The organism is Coprococcus sp. AM97-35, from assembly GCF_027697525.1.
Lineage (GTDB): Bacteria > Bacillota > Clostridia > Lachnospirales > Lachnospiraceae > Allocoprococcus > Allocoprococcus comes.
Genome location: NZ_JAQESL010000003.1, coordinates 36344 through 51368 on the forward strand (window position 1 = coordinate 36344; position 15025 = coordinate 51368).

The following is a 15025-nucleotide window of genomic DNA, read 5'->3' on the forward strand; positions in this document are numbered from 1 at the left end:
GCTTAAACCCCTTTCTGTCTTTTTTATTTATACAAATACGCCAATAGCCTTGATGGATTTATAAAAAGAGTGCGCATTTACAGCACGTAGTGCTTTTTGTTTTATAGGAAGTTCCTTCGGAATTTCCTATAAAACAAAAAGAGAAAGTAACGCCTTTTTTCGCTACTTTCTCTTTTGTGCCTTTTATATTTTATTGTCCCTGGGTGCCTGTTCCACCGGAAGTATTCTCCGAAGTTCCATCTGATCCCATTGCATCCAGTGCGCTCTGTGCCGAATATGCTGCCTGTGTTCCCGGATAATCGGTCGCTGCTTTTTCGTAATTGCTCTTTGCATTGTCCTTATCACCTTTACCGGCATACGCGTCTCCAAGAAGCTTGTACACACCACCATCACTATAAGAGTCATCCATCTTCTGGATCTTTTCAAGATCCGAAATGGCATCATCATAATTTCCACTCTGCACTTCATACTGCGCGGTCGAATACAGGCTCACACATACTCGCGGGAACACGGAACCGGAGATCGAATCGTAGATTTTCTGTCCCTCTTCTCCCAACGAATCCCTGTTCAGTCCAAGCAACGTATCTGCCATATCCGCATTGCTCGTTGTTCCGCCATAATACTGCTGATATACCTTGATCAGGGCATCATAGCTGTCCTGTGTGGATGCGGCGGTCTGCTTTGCCGATTCTACCTCATCACTGCTGTTACGGTATCCCTCCAGTTCATCCTTAAGCGTCTGGATCTGTGTCTTCTGTGAAGCTATCTGCTCGCTTAGTGCAATGACATTCCGGTTTTTTGTAGACGACTTTGTCTGGTTTACCGCCGGAGCGATCAGGAACCACACCACTGCCGCTCCAACCACCATACCGATCAGAATATTGACAACTGTCATCACTGCCGCATTATCTCGCAGTGTTGCTGCAGGCTGGATGATCGTCTCATTTCCCAGATTGTATGTGACAACCGACTGTCTGCCATGCTTTTCCTCTTTAATATGTGCAACCTGCCGATTCCGCTGACGGTTCAGCTCATGCATATACCGGAGCGTAATATCATTCGTCACATCCAGCTTGAGTGCCGTCTTCAGGCTCTGTCTTGCTTTGGAATACTGTCCGGAATGCATATAAAGAAGTGCCAGAAGCTGATATGCCTTCAGGAAAGACGGATGTGCCACAACCACCTTTTTCAGCTGGATGATCGCAAGATCTTCTCCATTCTGTCTACAGTATCCAAGACACTGGTTGTATTTGTGAACTGCCTGATTCACCTTCTCCAGCTCACTTGGATTATCCTGAACCTTACTGATATAGTAGCTGGCAATATTCTCTGAAGCCCTGAAGTTTTTACTGATGATCCACTCTACAAGAGCCTCCGCTACTTCTCCACGTCCATAATAGACAAGTCCGAGAAGATTCCTCGCTGTGATATTTTCTCTGTTAAACTGCAAACTTCTTTTTAACGACACAATTGCCCCGGACAGATCCCGGATCTGCGCTTTCTTCAGTCCATCATTGTACCAGTAGTTCGACTGGTACTCGAGTTTCTGCTTATAGTCCATCAAAATCTCCCCTATTTTTTCTGATCCATCATCTCTCTTAAGATATCTGTCATATCAGACAGATCCTCCTGATATACTGCATTCTCGATATCTTCTACTTCCAGACTTGGTTTGAACTTCTTAAGTTCTTCTTCAAAATTAAGCATCTTGTCCTCCTATCAGTTCTTTTAACTCCCCTATCAGATAGAGCGACCCCAGACAGTAAAGTTTCCCTTCGCTGCCCTTTTCATTCAGTGCACGTGTAAATGCATCAGCAAGCGTGTCCTCCCGATAGACCGGTCTGTCTGTATACTTCCGGAACAACGCGGCAAGTGTATCTGCCTGCGCTCCCCTTTTATTATCTACTTTGGCAATGACATAATCATCTGCTTTCGATTCTCTGCATAAAAGCTCGATCATATGACTATAATCCTTATCTGCAACGGCTGAAAAAAGGATTATCAGTGGATGGATTTCCCCTTCCACCTCTCTTTGCAGCCGGATACTCTTTGTAAATTCACGGATTGCCGCAAGATTATGCGCCCCGTCAAAGATAACTCCGGGAAGAACCTCTTCCATTCTTCCCTGCCATTTAACAGATGCAACCACCTTCTGCCATTTGCAGATTTCTGCCTTTTCGCCAAATGTATATCTCATCGCCCGGATTGCAAGTGCTGCGTTCATCACCTGATAGATTCCGGTGCTAGCCACCTGCCATACGGTATTATTATCATACTCATCCAAAATAGAAAAAGCAATATGTTTGTCTGTAATTTCTCGAATTTTCAACGCATCTTTTTCCATTTTATACCACGGTGCTTCTACATTTTCGGCAGTTTCTTCTATAACCCGACTACTTCTTTCATCAGAGCCGTCAAAAAATACCGGTACGCCTTTTTTGATGATTCCGGCTTTTTCTCCCGCGATCTTTTCAATCGTATCTCCAAGGATCTCTGTGTGATCCAGTCCGATCGATGTGATCACGCTCAGGAACGGATGCTCGAAGGAATTAGTCGCATCCAGCCTTCCGCCAAGTCCTGTCTCCAGTACAATATACTCTGCATCATTCTCTTCAAATGCAAGCATACCCATTCCATACAGGAATTCAAAATAAGAAGGATGTTCCATCCCTTCCTTTTCCAGTTCTTCTGCCACCTGCCGCACCTTTGCAAAAATCCGGCAGAAGGTATCATCGTCAATATCTTTTCCATTGATCCGGATCCGCTCGTTGAGCTTCACCAGATGTGGTGATGTAAAAAATCCGACACGCTTTCCCTCAAAAAGAAGAATCGCCTGCATATATGCGCAGACGCTTCCCTTTCCGTTCGTCCCTGCCACATGAAGAACCTTTCTTCCCTGGCAGGGATTCCCCAATCTTCTCATAAATTCACGGGTATGCAAAAGCGTATGCTTCTTTGTAAATTTTGGTATGTCCTCTATATATCGGACTACTTCTTCATACTTCACAATCTTTCCCGTCTTTCTTAAGCGGAACTCTACTGCTGCCCGCTCTTTTCTTCTTTATTATTCTGATCCTGCTGTTCTCCGGACTGTCCGGCATTTTCTGTCTTCTGCTGATCGCCGTCCATCTTTGCAGAATTCTTCTGTTCTTTTACTTCATCTGTATATTCCAGGATTTTTCCATCCATGTAAATATATTCTCTTGAAGTCCTGAAGATGGTATTGCTTGATCCGACCTGGCTGACCGTAATGATGTCTCCATCCTTCAACTTACTGTCCGGAAGTTCGATCCTTGTATTATTGAGGAAAGTAGATTCCTGCTTTTCATCATTGATGTAAACCTTGCTCCATTTAGTAAAGTTTGTTCCGTAGAGGCTGTAGGTCTCATCCAGATTTTCTACAAGATCCGTGAGCGTAACCTCCTTGATCCCCATCTGCATATGGCCTTCTGTGATCGGCGGCTTACCATTGTATACATACTGGTCTCCATACAGAATATCATACTGTAACAGCTCCAGATCCTTCAGATAATCCTTTGTCTGGCGTCTCTGCTGGTGATAGTTGAATACCGTACCGGAATGTAATCCCAGGCGGTCCATCACATCCGCCATGATCTGGTAGGACGGAATGTTCCGGTCCTCTTTCTGAAGTCCAAGATTGTCCCAGATCACATAATTTGTATTGTACAGATAACGGTTCTTCATATCCTTTGCTTCCAGTCCCATTGTCGGCAGATGGTCACCATAGAATACGACCACAGTCGGCTCACCGCGTTCTTCCATCATTTTTACCAGATTACCGGCAAACTGATCCATCTCATATACCTGGTTCACATAGTATTCCCAGGCATTGTTCTTCTCTTCTGTCGGTGCTCCTGTTACGGTGATCTTCGGGTTCTCAATCACCTTTTCTGTCGGATAATTTCCATGTCCCTGTACACTGACTGTAAATACAAAATCCTCCTGCTCGGTAGAGTCCAGAGCGTCTTTGATGTGCGTCAGAAGAATATCATCCTTCGACCATCCATTCTCTGTTGTCTGGAGAATATTCATAAACTCTTTACTTGTAAAGCTGTCAAAACCAATATTGTTAAATACCTTCGCACGGCTGTAGAAATTACCACCGTTGTTGTGAATCGCATGGGTTCCGTAACCGAATGCAGAAAATGCAGTTGCTGCACTTTCACATACCTGATTCTTAAGCTTTGTCTTATAAGGATACTCGCCCGGTCCGAAATAACGCAGGTTCATACCTGTCAGCACTTCAAATTCTGTATTGGCTGTTCCGGCTCCTACCGAAGGAACCTTAAAATATCCGGAAGAATAATTTTCAAACATCTTGCGCAGATTCGGAATCGGATCCTCTGACATCTGCAGATCCTCATATTCAATAGGATCAAAGAAAGATTCCAGCTGTACAAACAAGACATTCGGTCTCACACCATTGTCGGATGTGCTCTCTGTCATCTCTCTATTATCCGTGATCTTCTCGATCGTGTCTTTGTTATAATCATTCGGTTCTGAAATACCTGTATTAAAAAGGCTGGCCGAGAAACAATACGGAAGTCCGTAATCCTGATAAGCAAATGCGATATTTCCAAAGTAAGTAGAAATAATCCTCTTATCTACAGCAACATTTGTCAGTACAGAATATCCAAAAAACGCTGCAACAACAATAATCAGCATCGGGATCCTGTGCATCTTTCCTTCATACTGTCCGGCACGTCTCCACATGGCAACCAGCCAGATGAGCAGTGCCGGAACACCAATTCCCATCATCACAAGCTCTGCCACCGAGAAATAGTTTGTAAACAGTGACAGTCCTTCTGTAAATGTCTTTAGATCCTGTGCATTAAACGGCGTAACACGCTTTGCCAGCATCACTCCGTTGACAACACCCAGAAAGAGCCACAATGCACTGATGATCAGTCGTGTAAACACCCGGCGCCGCACCAGATAAGCGATTAAAAGTGTAACGAAAATCATTCCGGCATTGTACAAAAATACCAGCGGTGTTCCTGTCATATACTGCCAAGCTGCAATTGCAGAATGTCTGGACAGTGCTTCAATGATAAAGTTAATGATACAAGCCCACAGTGCCTGAAGCGGCAAAGAGAACCGGTTCATTATCTTATAGTACGGTGCCATCTTTTTTGCGAATTTGCTGTTTCGCCGCTTTTCAAGAATCTGCTGTCTTCGCTCATGCTGCTTTTTTAAATGCGCCTTTATATCTCCTGGCTTCATATTCTTCAGCTTCTGCCATTTTCCTTTCAGATCCGGTTTTTTCCACTGAATCTTTTTAAAATGAATTTCCTTCATCGTCTTTTAACCCCTTACGTGTTTCTGTACCGTCAGGCGCAGTTTATGCTGCGCCTGACGGTATATCCGGCTAAAAAAGAATATGCCTTAGTACTTTCCTGCAGTGATTATCTTCCTGCCTTTAAAGCCTCCAGACGTTCTTTCACCTGTTCCATCATCTGTGTATACTTTTCAAGCTTTGCTTTTTCTTCATCAACCTTTGCCTGTGGTGCTTTGCTGACGAATTTTTCATTTGAAAGCATTCCCTTTGCACGGTTGATTTCTTTTGTAAGCTTTTCTTCTTCTTTTGTCAGACGCTCGATTTCCTGTTCGAAGTCAATCAGCTCTTCCAGTGGTACATATACAGAAGCATCCGGTACTACGATCGATACGGCATCATCCGCAATACCTGCCTTATCAGCCTGGACAGCAAGTTCAGAAGCACTCATAAGCGGGCATGCGCATGTTGTCAGCTCTTCGAATCCTTCACAGAGCTTCTCATCTTCGCATACTACATAAACCTTTGCTTTACGGCTCGGCGGTACATTCATTTCTGCCCGCGCATTTCTGACACCACGGATAACTTCTTTCATATGATCTGTTATATTTTCAGCGTCTGCATAGCACCAGTCTTCGCTAAACTGCGGCCAGTCTGACATCATCAGAGATTTTTCCTCCGGTACCAGTGCGCTGTAGATTTCTTCTGTTACAAATGGCATAAATGGATGTAACATCTTCAGTGCATTACCAAGAACCGTCTTCAGTGTCCAAAGTGCTGCATTGGCGCTCTTATAATTTTCATCAGAATGGTAGATCCTGTATTTTACAAGCTCGATGTACCAGTCACAGAATTCATCCCAGATAAAGTCATATACTTTCTGTACTGCAATACCCAGTTCAAATTTATCCATGTTCTCAGTTACATCTTTTGCAAGTGTATTTACCTTGGATAAAATCCATTTATCGGTTACTTCAAAGTCTGCCTCATCCGGTTTGGAAATTACCTTATCTTCCATGTTCATCATGATAAATCTGGATGCATTCCATACCTTATTGGCAAAGTTACGGCTGGATTCTACACGTTCGTTGTAGAAACGCATATCATTTCCTGGTGCATTTCCTGTGATCAGAGTCAGACGGAGTGCATCTGCACCGTACTCATCAATGACCTCCAGCGGATCGATACCATTTCCAAGAGATTTACTCATCTTACGTCCCTGGGAATCCCTTACCAGTCCATGGATCAGAACAGTATGGAACGGTGCTTTTCCAGTATGTGCATATCCGGAGAATACCATACGGATTACCCAGAAGAAAATAATATCATAACCAGTTACCAGTACATCTGTCGGATAGAAATACTTGAAGTCCTCTGTCTCTTCCGGCCATCCAAGTGTTGAGAACGGCCACAGTGCTGAACTGAACCAGGTATCCAGTGTATCTTCATCCTGTGTCAGATGTGTGCATCCGCAATGCGGGCATTTTTCCGGCATCTCACGTGCAACAACCACTTCTCCACATTCATCACAATAGTAGGCCGGAATTCTGTGTCCCCACCAGATCTGACGTGAAATACACCAGTCACGGATATTTTCCAGCCAGTTCAGGTAGATCTTACCAAAACGTTCCGGTACGAATTTTAATTCGCCGGTCTTGATCGCATTGATCGCCGGTTTGGCAAGCTCATCCATCTTAACAAACCACTGTGGTTTAATCATCGGTTCAACGGTTGTCTTACATCTGTCATGTGTTCCAACGTTGTGTACATGTTCTTCGATGCTTACAAGGTATCCTTCTTTTTCCAGATCTTCTACGATTGCTTTTCTTGCTTCGTAGCGATCCATTCCGGAATATCTTCCGTATCCTTCTACGATGGTAGCATCATCGTTCAGGATGTTGATTTCCGGAAGATTATGTCTCTTTCCTACTTCAAAGTCATTCGGGTCATGTGCCGGTGTGATCTTAACCGCACCTGTTCCGAATTCTTTATCAACATAAGCGTCTGCCACGATCGGGATTTCTCTTCCAACTAACGGAAGGATGACATTCTTTCCTACGATATCTTTGTACCTGTCATCGTCCGGATGTACGGCGATCGCTGTATCTCCAAGCAGAGTTTCCGGACGTGTAGTTGCGATCTCAAGGAAACGTTCTGTTCCTACGATCGGGTACTTGATGTGCCAGAAATGTCCTGCCTGTTCCTCATGCTCAACTTCTGCGTCAGAAAGGGAAGTCTTACATACCGGACACCAGTTGATGATTCTGGAACCTTTGTAGATAAATCCTTTTTCGTGAAGACGAATGAATACTTCTTTGACCGCATTCGAGCATCCTTCATCCATGGTGAAACGTTCTCTGTCCCAGTCACAGGATACACCAAGCTTTTTCAGCTGACCTTCGATGGTTCCTGCGTACTCTTCTTTCCACTGCCAGGTTCTCTTAAGGAATCCTTCTCTTCCGAGTTCTTTCTTATCAATTCCCTCTGCCTTTAACTGGTTTGTAACCTTTACTTCTGTTGAAATTGCAGCGTGGTCTGTTCCCGGGATCCACAGTGCATTATATCCCTGCATTCTCTTGTAACGGATCAGGATATCCTGAAGTGTATTATCGAGAGCATGTCCCATATGCAGCTTACCGGTGATATTCGGTGGCGGCATTACCGTTGTAAATGGTTTCTTACTTCTGTCAACTTCAGCGTGAAAATACTTTTCTTCACACCATTTTTCATAAAGTTTCGCTTCAATCTCTTTCGGATTGTAGGTCTTTTCAAGATTCTTACTCATTGTTTCCTCCTCTTATAAGTCCACCGCGCACTTTTGCTCTCTCTCTAAAGAATAAAAAAAGCCCTTTACAATATGTAAAGGGCGTGTATAAACGCGGTACCACCTTTGTTCCACGAAATAAATCCATCTCGTATCTCTCACAGTTCTATAACGGAAACCACCCCGTGATATCCTACTCGCCCTTTTTCAGATACCCGGCTCCAAAGCTACCTTCTGCAACCACTTCCCGTAAACCGTCTCTCAGCCTGTGAACGGTTTTCTCTTCTTCGGACCAGTCTGCATACTCCTCTTTCTCATTGCCTTTTCCCATAACTATTGATAATCATAGTATTCAAAGTCCGATTTGTCAAGAAGTTCATGAAATCTTTAGAACTTCTTAAAGATTAAATTTTTCACTTAACTCAAAAAAGGCGAAATCCCTCTGAATAAGAAAGATCCCGCCCTAAATTCCTAAGCCTCGTCAATCGCTTTTCCGATATCGTGGCGCATATATTTGTTATCAAATTTAACCCATTCGGTTGCTTTGTAAGCATTGGCACGGGCCTCTTTGAGCGTTGCTCCTTTGGCTGTCACACCGAGGACACGTCCTCCGTTTGTCACGATCTGGTCTCCGTCGAATTTGGTTCCGGCATGGAAGCAATAGTATCCTTCATGTTTCTTGAACTCGTCAAGACCTGTGATCGGAAGTCCTTTTTCATAAGCGACCGGATAACCGTCAGATGCAAGTACCACACAGACTGCTGCATTGTCTTCAAACTGAAGATCTACCTGATCCAGTGTTCCGTCGATACAGGCTTCGATCACATCGATCAGATCATTCTTCATACGCGGAAGAACAACCTGTGCCTCAGGATCTCCGAATCTGGCATTGTATTCCAGAACCTTCGGTCCGTCTTCGGTAAGCATCAGTCCGAAGAAGATGATCCCCTTGAACTCTCTTCCCTCTGCTGCCATTGCATCTACCGTCTTCTGGTACACATATTTCCGGCAGAATTCGTCAACTTCTTTTGTATAGAAAGGACTCGGTGAGAAAGTTCCCATACCACCGGTATTCAATCCCTGATCTCCGTCTTTTGCTCTCTTGTGATCCTGCGCGCTTGTCATAGTCTTGATGGTCTTTCCATCTACAAAGGAAAGAACAGAAACCTCACGTCCTGTCATGAATTCTTCTACAACCATGGTATTACCGGATGCACCGAATTTCTTGTCCAGCATGATCTCTTTCACGCCGGCTTTTGCTTCTTCCAACGTATTACAGATCAGTACACCTTTTCCAAGTGCCAGACCATCTGCCTTCAGAACGATCGGAAATTTGGCTGTCTCCAGATAAGCCAGCGCTTCGTCTGCATTGTCAAAGTTCTCATATGCTGCGGTCGGGATGTCATATTTTTTCATCAGATCTTTTGAAAATGCCTTGCTTCCCTCCAGGATTGCTGCATTTTTTCTTGGTCCGAATGCGCGGATCCCAGCTTTTTCAAATTCATCTATAAGACCGCCAACCAGCGGATCATCCATTCCTACGATTGCCAGATCGATCTCTTTTTCCTTTGCAAATGTAACCAGCTTGTCAAATTCCATCGCACCAATCGGTACACATTCTGCAAGCTCTGCAATCCCGGCATTTCCCGGTGCACAGTACATCTTCTCTACCTTGCTGCTCTTTGCTACACAATATGCAATTGCGTGTTCTCTTCCGCCACCGCCTACGATCAATACTTTCATTGGTGCTCCTCCTTCTCTAACGGGCAATTGACACTCTGCCATCTTTTACTGTTACTTTTCCATTTGCGATCAGGTCGATCGCATGTGGAAGGATCTTCCACTCCGCCTGCTCCATCACACGTCTCTGCAGAACCTCCGGTGTATCGCCTTCTTCTACTTCAACAGCCTTCTGGAGAATGATCGGACCGGTATCCGTTCCTTCGTCTACAAAATGTACGGTTGCTCCAACCACCTTTACCCCTCTGGCAAGTGCTGCCTCATGAACCTTCAGTCCATAATATCCCGTTCCGCAGAACGACGGAATCAGAGATGGATGGATATTGATGATCTTATTCCGGTATCTGCTGATCATTTCTTCCGGGATCACAACCAAAAATCCCGCCAGAACGATAAGATCCGGTTTCAGTTCGTCTACCTTTTCAAGAAAAACTTTGTTAAACTCTTCTCTTGTCTCAAAATCCTTCGGCGAAACGCACTGTGCCGGGATCTGATGATTCCCGGCTCTTGTGAGTGCATATGCGTTCTTATTATTGCTGATGACACCGACCAGCTCTGTATTGGTGATCGTGCCATTTTCCACTGCATCAATGATTGCCTGCAGATTGGTTCCGCCTCCGGATACAAGTACAGCAACTCTTAACATAAAGTAACTCCTTTTTCTCCTGCTTCTACATAACCAACCACAAATGCTTCATCTCCAGCTTCTTTCATTGCCTTAATTGTAGCATCTACATCCTTTTCATCGACAGCGACAACCATACCGATACCCATATTGAAGGTATTGTACATCATCTCTTCTGCAATGTTGCCAGTCTTTGCAATCAGGTTGAAGATTGCAGGGATTTCATAGCTGTCCTTCTTTACCACTGCACGGATTCCTTCCGGAAGCATTCTCGGAATATTTTCATAGAATCCACCGCCTGTGATATGGCTGCATCCTTTGACTCTTACACCGGCTTCTTTTACGTTCTTCAGTGCTTTTACATAAATTCTGGTCGGAGCAAGAAGTGCTTCGCCAAGTGTCTTTCCTAATTCATCATAGTATGTATTTAAGGATTCTTCTGTAATGTCGAATACCTTACGAACCAGTGAAAATCCATTGCTGTGAACCCCTGTAGACGGCATTGCAACAAGTACATCACCTGGCTTAATATCAGAACCATCGATAATATCTTTCTTATCTACAACTCCGACTGCAAAACCTGCAAGGTCGTAATCATTCTCCGGCATCAGTCCCGGATGCTCTGCTGTCTCTCCACCTACAAGTGCACATCCTGACTGCTTGCAGCCCTCTGCCACACCGCTTACGATGGTAGCGATCTTTTCCGGGTAATTCTTGCCACAGGCAATATAATCCAGAAAGAATAACGGTTCTCCACCAGAGCATGCGATATCATTCACACACATGGCAACGGCATCAATACCGATCGTATCATGCTTGTCCATTACAAATGCAAGCTTCACCTTTGTTCCACATCCATCTGTTCCGGAAAGAAGTACTGGTTCTTCCATATTCTTGATTCCGCTTAGATCAAATGCACCTGCAAAACCGCCAAGTCCACCTAATACTTCCGGTCTCATGGTTTCTTTTACATGCTTTTTCATAAGTTCTACTGATTTATATCCTGCCTCGATATCTACGCCGGCTGTCTTATAATCCAACATTTTCTATATCCTCCTGGTATTTTCACTGACATCTGTATGCCTACATCTGCTTGATATATTCTTTGTGTCCGATTTTTTCAAGCTTTTCTGCTTTTTTCTGGACGGTTTCTTTCATTTCTGCAGTGTAATCCTTCAGTTTCTGAAGAAGCTCAGGATCTGAGGTTGCAAGAATCTTTGCAGCCAGAATTGCTGCGTTTGCTCCGCCGTCGATCGCAACTGTGGCAACCGGGATTCCAGGCGGCATCTGAACGATTGAATAGAGTGCGTCGACACCCTCCAGATTCTTCCCTGACATTGGGATTCCGATAACCGGCATCGGGAAGATTGCTGCACACATTCCAGGAAGATGTGCTGCCATACCTGCACCTGCAATAATTACTTTGAAGTCTTTTGCTTCTGCAGACTTCGCATATTCATAGAATACGTCAGGCTCACGGTGTGCCGAGATGATCGTCATCTCATAATCGATTCCAAACTTTTCCAGCATGTCAGCAGCTTTTCCCATTACTTTCATATCTGAGTCGCTGCCCATTACGATTCCAACTTTTGGCATAATGATCTCCTTTTCTTTTATCTATAAGTATTTTAATAAATAGCTAACCACTTATAAGTTATTTTACTAAGTCTGTTGCGGTATGTCAACCGTTACTTATCTGACCATTATTTAATTTTACTTATTGGTATTATTGAAAATCCATAACTAATACTAATTCAGAGGTTCATTGAGGATCTCTGTTCCCGGAAGAACAAACCGTCCATCACGGATAATTTCTGTCTCTGTTCCGTCTTTCGCCACTACAACAATGCTTCCCAGCTCATCATAAGGGATGGTGATATCGGTATGGCACTGGAAATATGCTTTCGACGGATCCTCTTTTCTCAAGATCGATATGCTGTTGTCTCTTGCAATAATCTCTTTTCCATCCGGATTGTAAACCTTTACATCCTCTGCCCAGCTATAGCAGGTATCCCCTACTGCAAAATGCGGTCCCGTCTTTTCAGCGATCAGAATCGTATATTTATCTGCAATATCATATTTCTTCGCAACCGCATAAGCTGTGGTATTGGTTCCGATCGCAAACTCGCCAATCGGAAGTGTCTGATGATTGTGCAGAATGTTATCGAAAATATATTTTTTATTTTCTTCTTCTGAATCAAAATTGGTGCAGGTATACTCTGTGATCTTTCCTTCTTTAAAACTGATCTTCAGATTGTAATACGGAAGTCCGTGAAGGAATACCTTGCTCACAAAAAGGGTACCTTCTGTTCCTTCCAGTACCGGGGAAGTGAACACCTCACCTACCGGGATATTGACATCGGCAACACAGTTTTCAAAGATCGTCTCTTTTGCCGGATCGGCAAGCGGATGAAGCATCACTTTCAGATCCGTCTGGTTTTCGCCTGAGCCTGTTACTTTTACATACTCTCCTTTATCCAGTGCATCGATCATTGTCTGCTGCACCTTCTGGTAAAGCTTGTAATCCAGAGTATTGATCTTGATCGTTTCATCAAAGATCTCATGATACTGCTCTCCGATTTCCGGAACCGGCCAGGAAATGATCGTAAAACTTCTCTCATCTCCCGGAAGATATTCATTGGTCAGACGTCCGGCCCTTCCATTCATCGCAACCAGAAGTTCTTCCTGCTTTTCGCTTAATTTAACTGCCTCTGGTTTAGCCTGCGGAACAAAAGTCTTTTCTCCGAAAATGTCGATCACTGCCGGTCCTGCATAGCCTGCTGCAATCTCTTTATTCTGCTCGTAAGTGGTACGCATCACTTCCAGCTTTCGCTCTACATACTGTTTATCCATCACAAGCCCGATATCATCTCTGTGGTCATAGACATACTGCTTGTTGCCGGAAATATTGAAAAATCCGATCTGGCTGTTGCGTCCTCTTGTGATCACGCTGTGACTTGTCCGGAAAATACTCGGCTTTAATCCCATTTTGGCAAAATTCTCAATGGCTTTTTTTACGATCCGTTCAAATCCCATTGCATAGTAAATGTTGACTACAGATTTTTTTGACAGGTCTTTTCCGGTATTTACAAAACCAATCCTGTATCCTTCACTGAAGGTATCTGCCATCTTATCAATCTTCTCCTGTGAAAGTGAATTTAAGTATGCGGCTGTCTCTCTTTCATTTACCCCCACATATTCTCCCATACGGTAGAGATAACGCAGATCGGAAAGATCTTCATTCATGATCATATTCACAATGAAGCATCCTCTTTCCGGATCGATCTGGTCTTTGATGCGGTCTGCCGCAAATACATCGCAGTAATCACTTGCATACCAGTAAAAGATTTCCTTCAGGCTTTCCGGCTGCGGCTGCTTTTCTTCTTCAAATTTGTTGTAAATTTCAATCAAAAGCTCTGCTCCGATCACAACATACTCCATACGCTGTTCCTGAACATAAGAAATGCCTCCGCGGATCTCGGTGTAAACCGCAGACAAAAAGCTTCCCAGTTCTCCTCCCAGTACCAAAACCGCATAAGCCGGATTTGCATAAGATTTCTCATAGTTTGCTTCCAGTTCATCTGCATAAAGATCCTTCATCTCTTCCTGCAGCTCTTCTTCTGACATCTCTTTCTGCTTTCCGCTTTCCACATTCTGTTTCAGCTCATCAAGCTTTAAAATAAACCGAGCCACATGCTGGAAATACTCCCGATATGGCTCTGCTACTGTTTTTTCTTCTATTATTGCTTTCATTCTGTCAATTGCCAGATTATATCTTTCTTCCATTTATACACATCCTCTTATAAATACTAAGATCAGGGCAAGTAAAATAAGTCCGTTTACAACGATTCCGATCTTGCAGGTCAGATAATTTTTATCTCTTTCTTTAAATCCTTTTACACCCGTTACAATACCGATGCAGGCAAGAATCATATCGAAAACCCCAAAGCTTCCTACCATTGCTGCTGATTTCCCTTTATTCATAAATGCCATTACAATCAATCCCGCTATCACTGCCGTAACAAGTACTGCCATCACACAGGACCAGATTCCCTTGCGGGAATGCTTTCTTTTTATCTGACCATACTTCCGGCTTCTTTTATTTCTGTCTCTTTCACGTGCTCTTTTTTTATCTCTCCTGCTTCGCATCGTGCCATCTCCTTATCATATTACAAATCGCGAAGACGATATACCCAATCACACCGCCAAGGGTGTTGAGCAGCATATCATCCACATCAAAACTCCCCACTCTTGTTACCAGCTGAAAGCACTCCACAAAGAAGCTCACTCCAAAACTGTAGAAAAGGGTAAGAAAAAAGCTGCGATAACGGCTTGCCATCGGCATAAAAAATCCAAATGGCACGAAAATCAGGACATTTCCGAACAGATTTGCATAAGCTACCCATCCCAAAACATCTCGATACAGCCAAAATCTTTTTATTTCACAGAAAAGAACCAGGTTATAATGATATTCCCCGGTTCCTTCCCGTCCATACCAGTCAGAAAAAATCAGAAAGTAAAATAAAAATCCAATATACAGGACAAATAAAATCTTCCCAAGAACCCGAAGTCTTTTTCTGTTCTTTGCTTTCAACTTAAA

General features: G+C 43.7%; 12 protein-coding genes and 1 other annotated feature. All 12 genes read right to left on the minus strand.

Annotated features, from left to right (window positions below):
• Positions 1 to 190: 190 nt before the first annotated feature.
• The 12 genes from PG840_RS03555 to PG840_RS03610 all read right to left on the minus strand — a co-directional run bounded on the left by PG840_RS03555 (position 191) and on the right by PG840_RS03610 (position 15019).
• Positions 191 to 1561 (minus strand): tetratricopeptide repeat protein, encoded by a 1371-nt coding sequence (locus PG840_RS03555; protein WP_008372948.1) that lies wholly within the window; start codon positions 1559 to 1561, stop codon positions 191 to 193.
• An 11-nt stretch (positions 1562 to 1572) separates the two neighbouring features.
• Positions 1573 to 1707, minus strand: coding sequence for a hypothetical protein (locus tag PG840_RS03560; protein WP_022220983.1), 135 nt, complete (start codon positions 1705 to 1707; stop codon positions 1573 to 1575).
• Positions 1700 to 3007, minus strand: a complete 1308-nt coding sequence (locus tag PG840_RS03565) for a bifunctional folylpolyglutamate synthase/dihydrofolate synthase (protein ID WP_270205892.1) — start codon at positions 3005 to 3007, stop codon at positions 1700 to 1702. Before PG840_RS03565 ends, PG840_RS03560 begins: the two co-directional genes overlap by 8 nt.
• A gap of 29 nt (positions 3008 to 3036) precedes the next feature.
• Entirely contained in the window at positions 3037 to 5244 is a 2208-nt protein-coding gene (locus tag PG840_RS03570; RefSeq protein ID WP_270205899.1) for an LTA synthase family protein, read from the minus strand.
• 182 nt (positions 5245 to 5426) lie between these two features.
• Positions 5427 to 8081 carry a valine--tRNA ligase gene (locus PG840_RS03575; RefSeq protein ID WP_270205893.1) on the minus strand — a complete coding sequence of 885 codons (2655 nt, stop codon included), beginning with the start codon at positions 8079 to 8081 and terminating at the stop codon, positions 5427 to 5429.
• 74 nt (positions 8082 to 8155) lie between these two features.
• Positions 8156 to 8387: a binding site (T-box leader), on the minus strand.
• A gap of 144 nt (positions 8388 to 8531) precedes the next feature.
• The gene (gene purD / locus PG840_RS03580; RefSeq protein ID WP_022220987.1) at positions 8532 to 9803 is read right to left on the minus strand and encodes a phosphoribosylamine--glycine ligase; all 1272 of its coding nucleotides are present in this window, start codon (positions 9801 to 9803) and stop codon (positions 8532 to 8534) included.
• 16 nt (positions 9804 to 9819) lie between these two features.
• Complete coding sequence (gene purN / locus PG840_RS03585) at positions 9820 to 10446, minus strand: phosphoribosylglycinamide formyltransferase (protein WP_022220988.1); 627 nt, start codon at positions 10444 to 10446, stop codon at positions 9820 to 9822.
• Complete coding sequence (gene purM, locus PG840_RS03590; protein ID WP_055156423.1) at positions 10440 to 11465, minus strand: phosphoribosylformylglycinamidine cyclo-ligase; 1026 nt, start codon at positions 11463 to 11465, stop codon at positions 10440 to 10442. Before purM ends, purN begins: the two co-directional genes overlap by 7 nt.
• A 43-nt stretch (positions 11466 to 11508) precedes the next feature.
• Positions 11509 to 12021, minus strand: coding sequence for a 5-(carboxyamino)imidazole ribonucleotide mutase (gene purE, locus PG840_RS03595; RefSeq protein ID WP_008372927.1), 513 nt, complete (start codon positions 12019 to 12021; stop codon positions 11509 to 11511).
• Positions 12022 to 12174: 153 nt separating this feature from the next.
• Positions 12175 to 14211, minus strand: coding sequence for an aminopeptidase (locus PG840_RS03600; RefSeq protein ID WP_055261105.1), 2037 nt, complete (start codon positions 14209 to 14211; stop codon positions 12175 to 12177).
• Positions 14212 to 14574, minus strand: a complete 363-nt coding sequence (locus PG840_RS03605; RefSeq protein WP_008372922.1) for a DUF6142 family protein — start codon at positions 14572 to 14574, stop codon at positions 14212 to 14214. It abuts the gene before it with no gap.
• Positions 14555 to 15019, minus strand: coding sequence for a VanZ family protein (locus PG840_RS03610; RefSeq protein WP_117834969.1), 465 nt, complete (start codon positions 15017 to 15019; stop codon positions 14555 to 14557). The genes PG840_RS03605 and PG840_RS03610 overlap by 20 nt, the downstream gene beginning before the upstream one ends.
• Positions 15020 to 15025 lie beyond the last annotated feature (6 nt).

What these genes read in the sequence shown, in the direction of transcription:
- purN (WP_022220988.1), bottom strand. Translation starts at nt 10,446, where the DNA reads ATGTTAAGAGTTGCTGTACTTGTATCCGGAGGCGGAACCAATCTGCAG.
- PG840_RS03600 (WP_055261105.1), bottom strand. Translation starts at nt 14,211, where the DNA reads ATGGAAGAAAGATATAATCTGGCAATTGACAGAATGAAAGCAATAATA.
- purE (WP_008372927.1), bottom strand. Translation starts at nt 12,021, where the DNA reads ATGCCAAAAGTTGGAATCGTAATGGGCAGCGACTCAGATATGAAAGTA.
- purD (WP_022220987.1), bottom strand. Translation starts at nt 9,803, where the DNA reads ATGAAAGTATTGATCGTAGGCGGTGGCGGAAGAGAACACGCAATTGCA.
- PG840_RS03555 (WP_008372948.1), bottom strand. Translation starts at nt 1,561, where the DNA reads ATGGACTATAAGCAGAAACTCGAGTACCAGTCGAACTACTGGTACAAT.
- PG840_RS03570 (WP_270205899.1), bottom strand. Translation starts at nt 5,244, where the DNA reads ATGAAGCCAGGAGATATAAAGGCGCATTTAAAAAAGCAGCATGAGCGA.
- PG840_RS03575 (WP_270205893.1), bottom strand. Translation starts at nt 8,081, where the DNA reads ATGAGTAAGAATCTTGAAAAGACCTACAATCCGAAAGAGATTGAAGCG.
- PG840_RS03605 (WP_008372922.1), bottom strand. Translation starts at nt 14,574, where the DNA reads ATGCGAAGCAGGAGAGATAAAAAAAGAGCACGTGAAAGAGACAGAAAT.
- PG840_RS03560 (WP_022220983.1), bottom strand. Translation starts at nt 1,707, where the DNA reads ATGCTTAATTTTGAAGAAGAACTTAAGAAGTTCAAACCAAGTCTGGAA.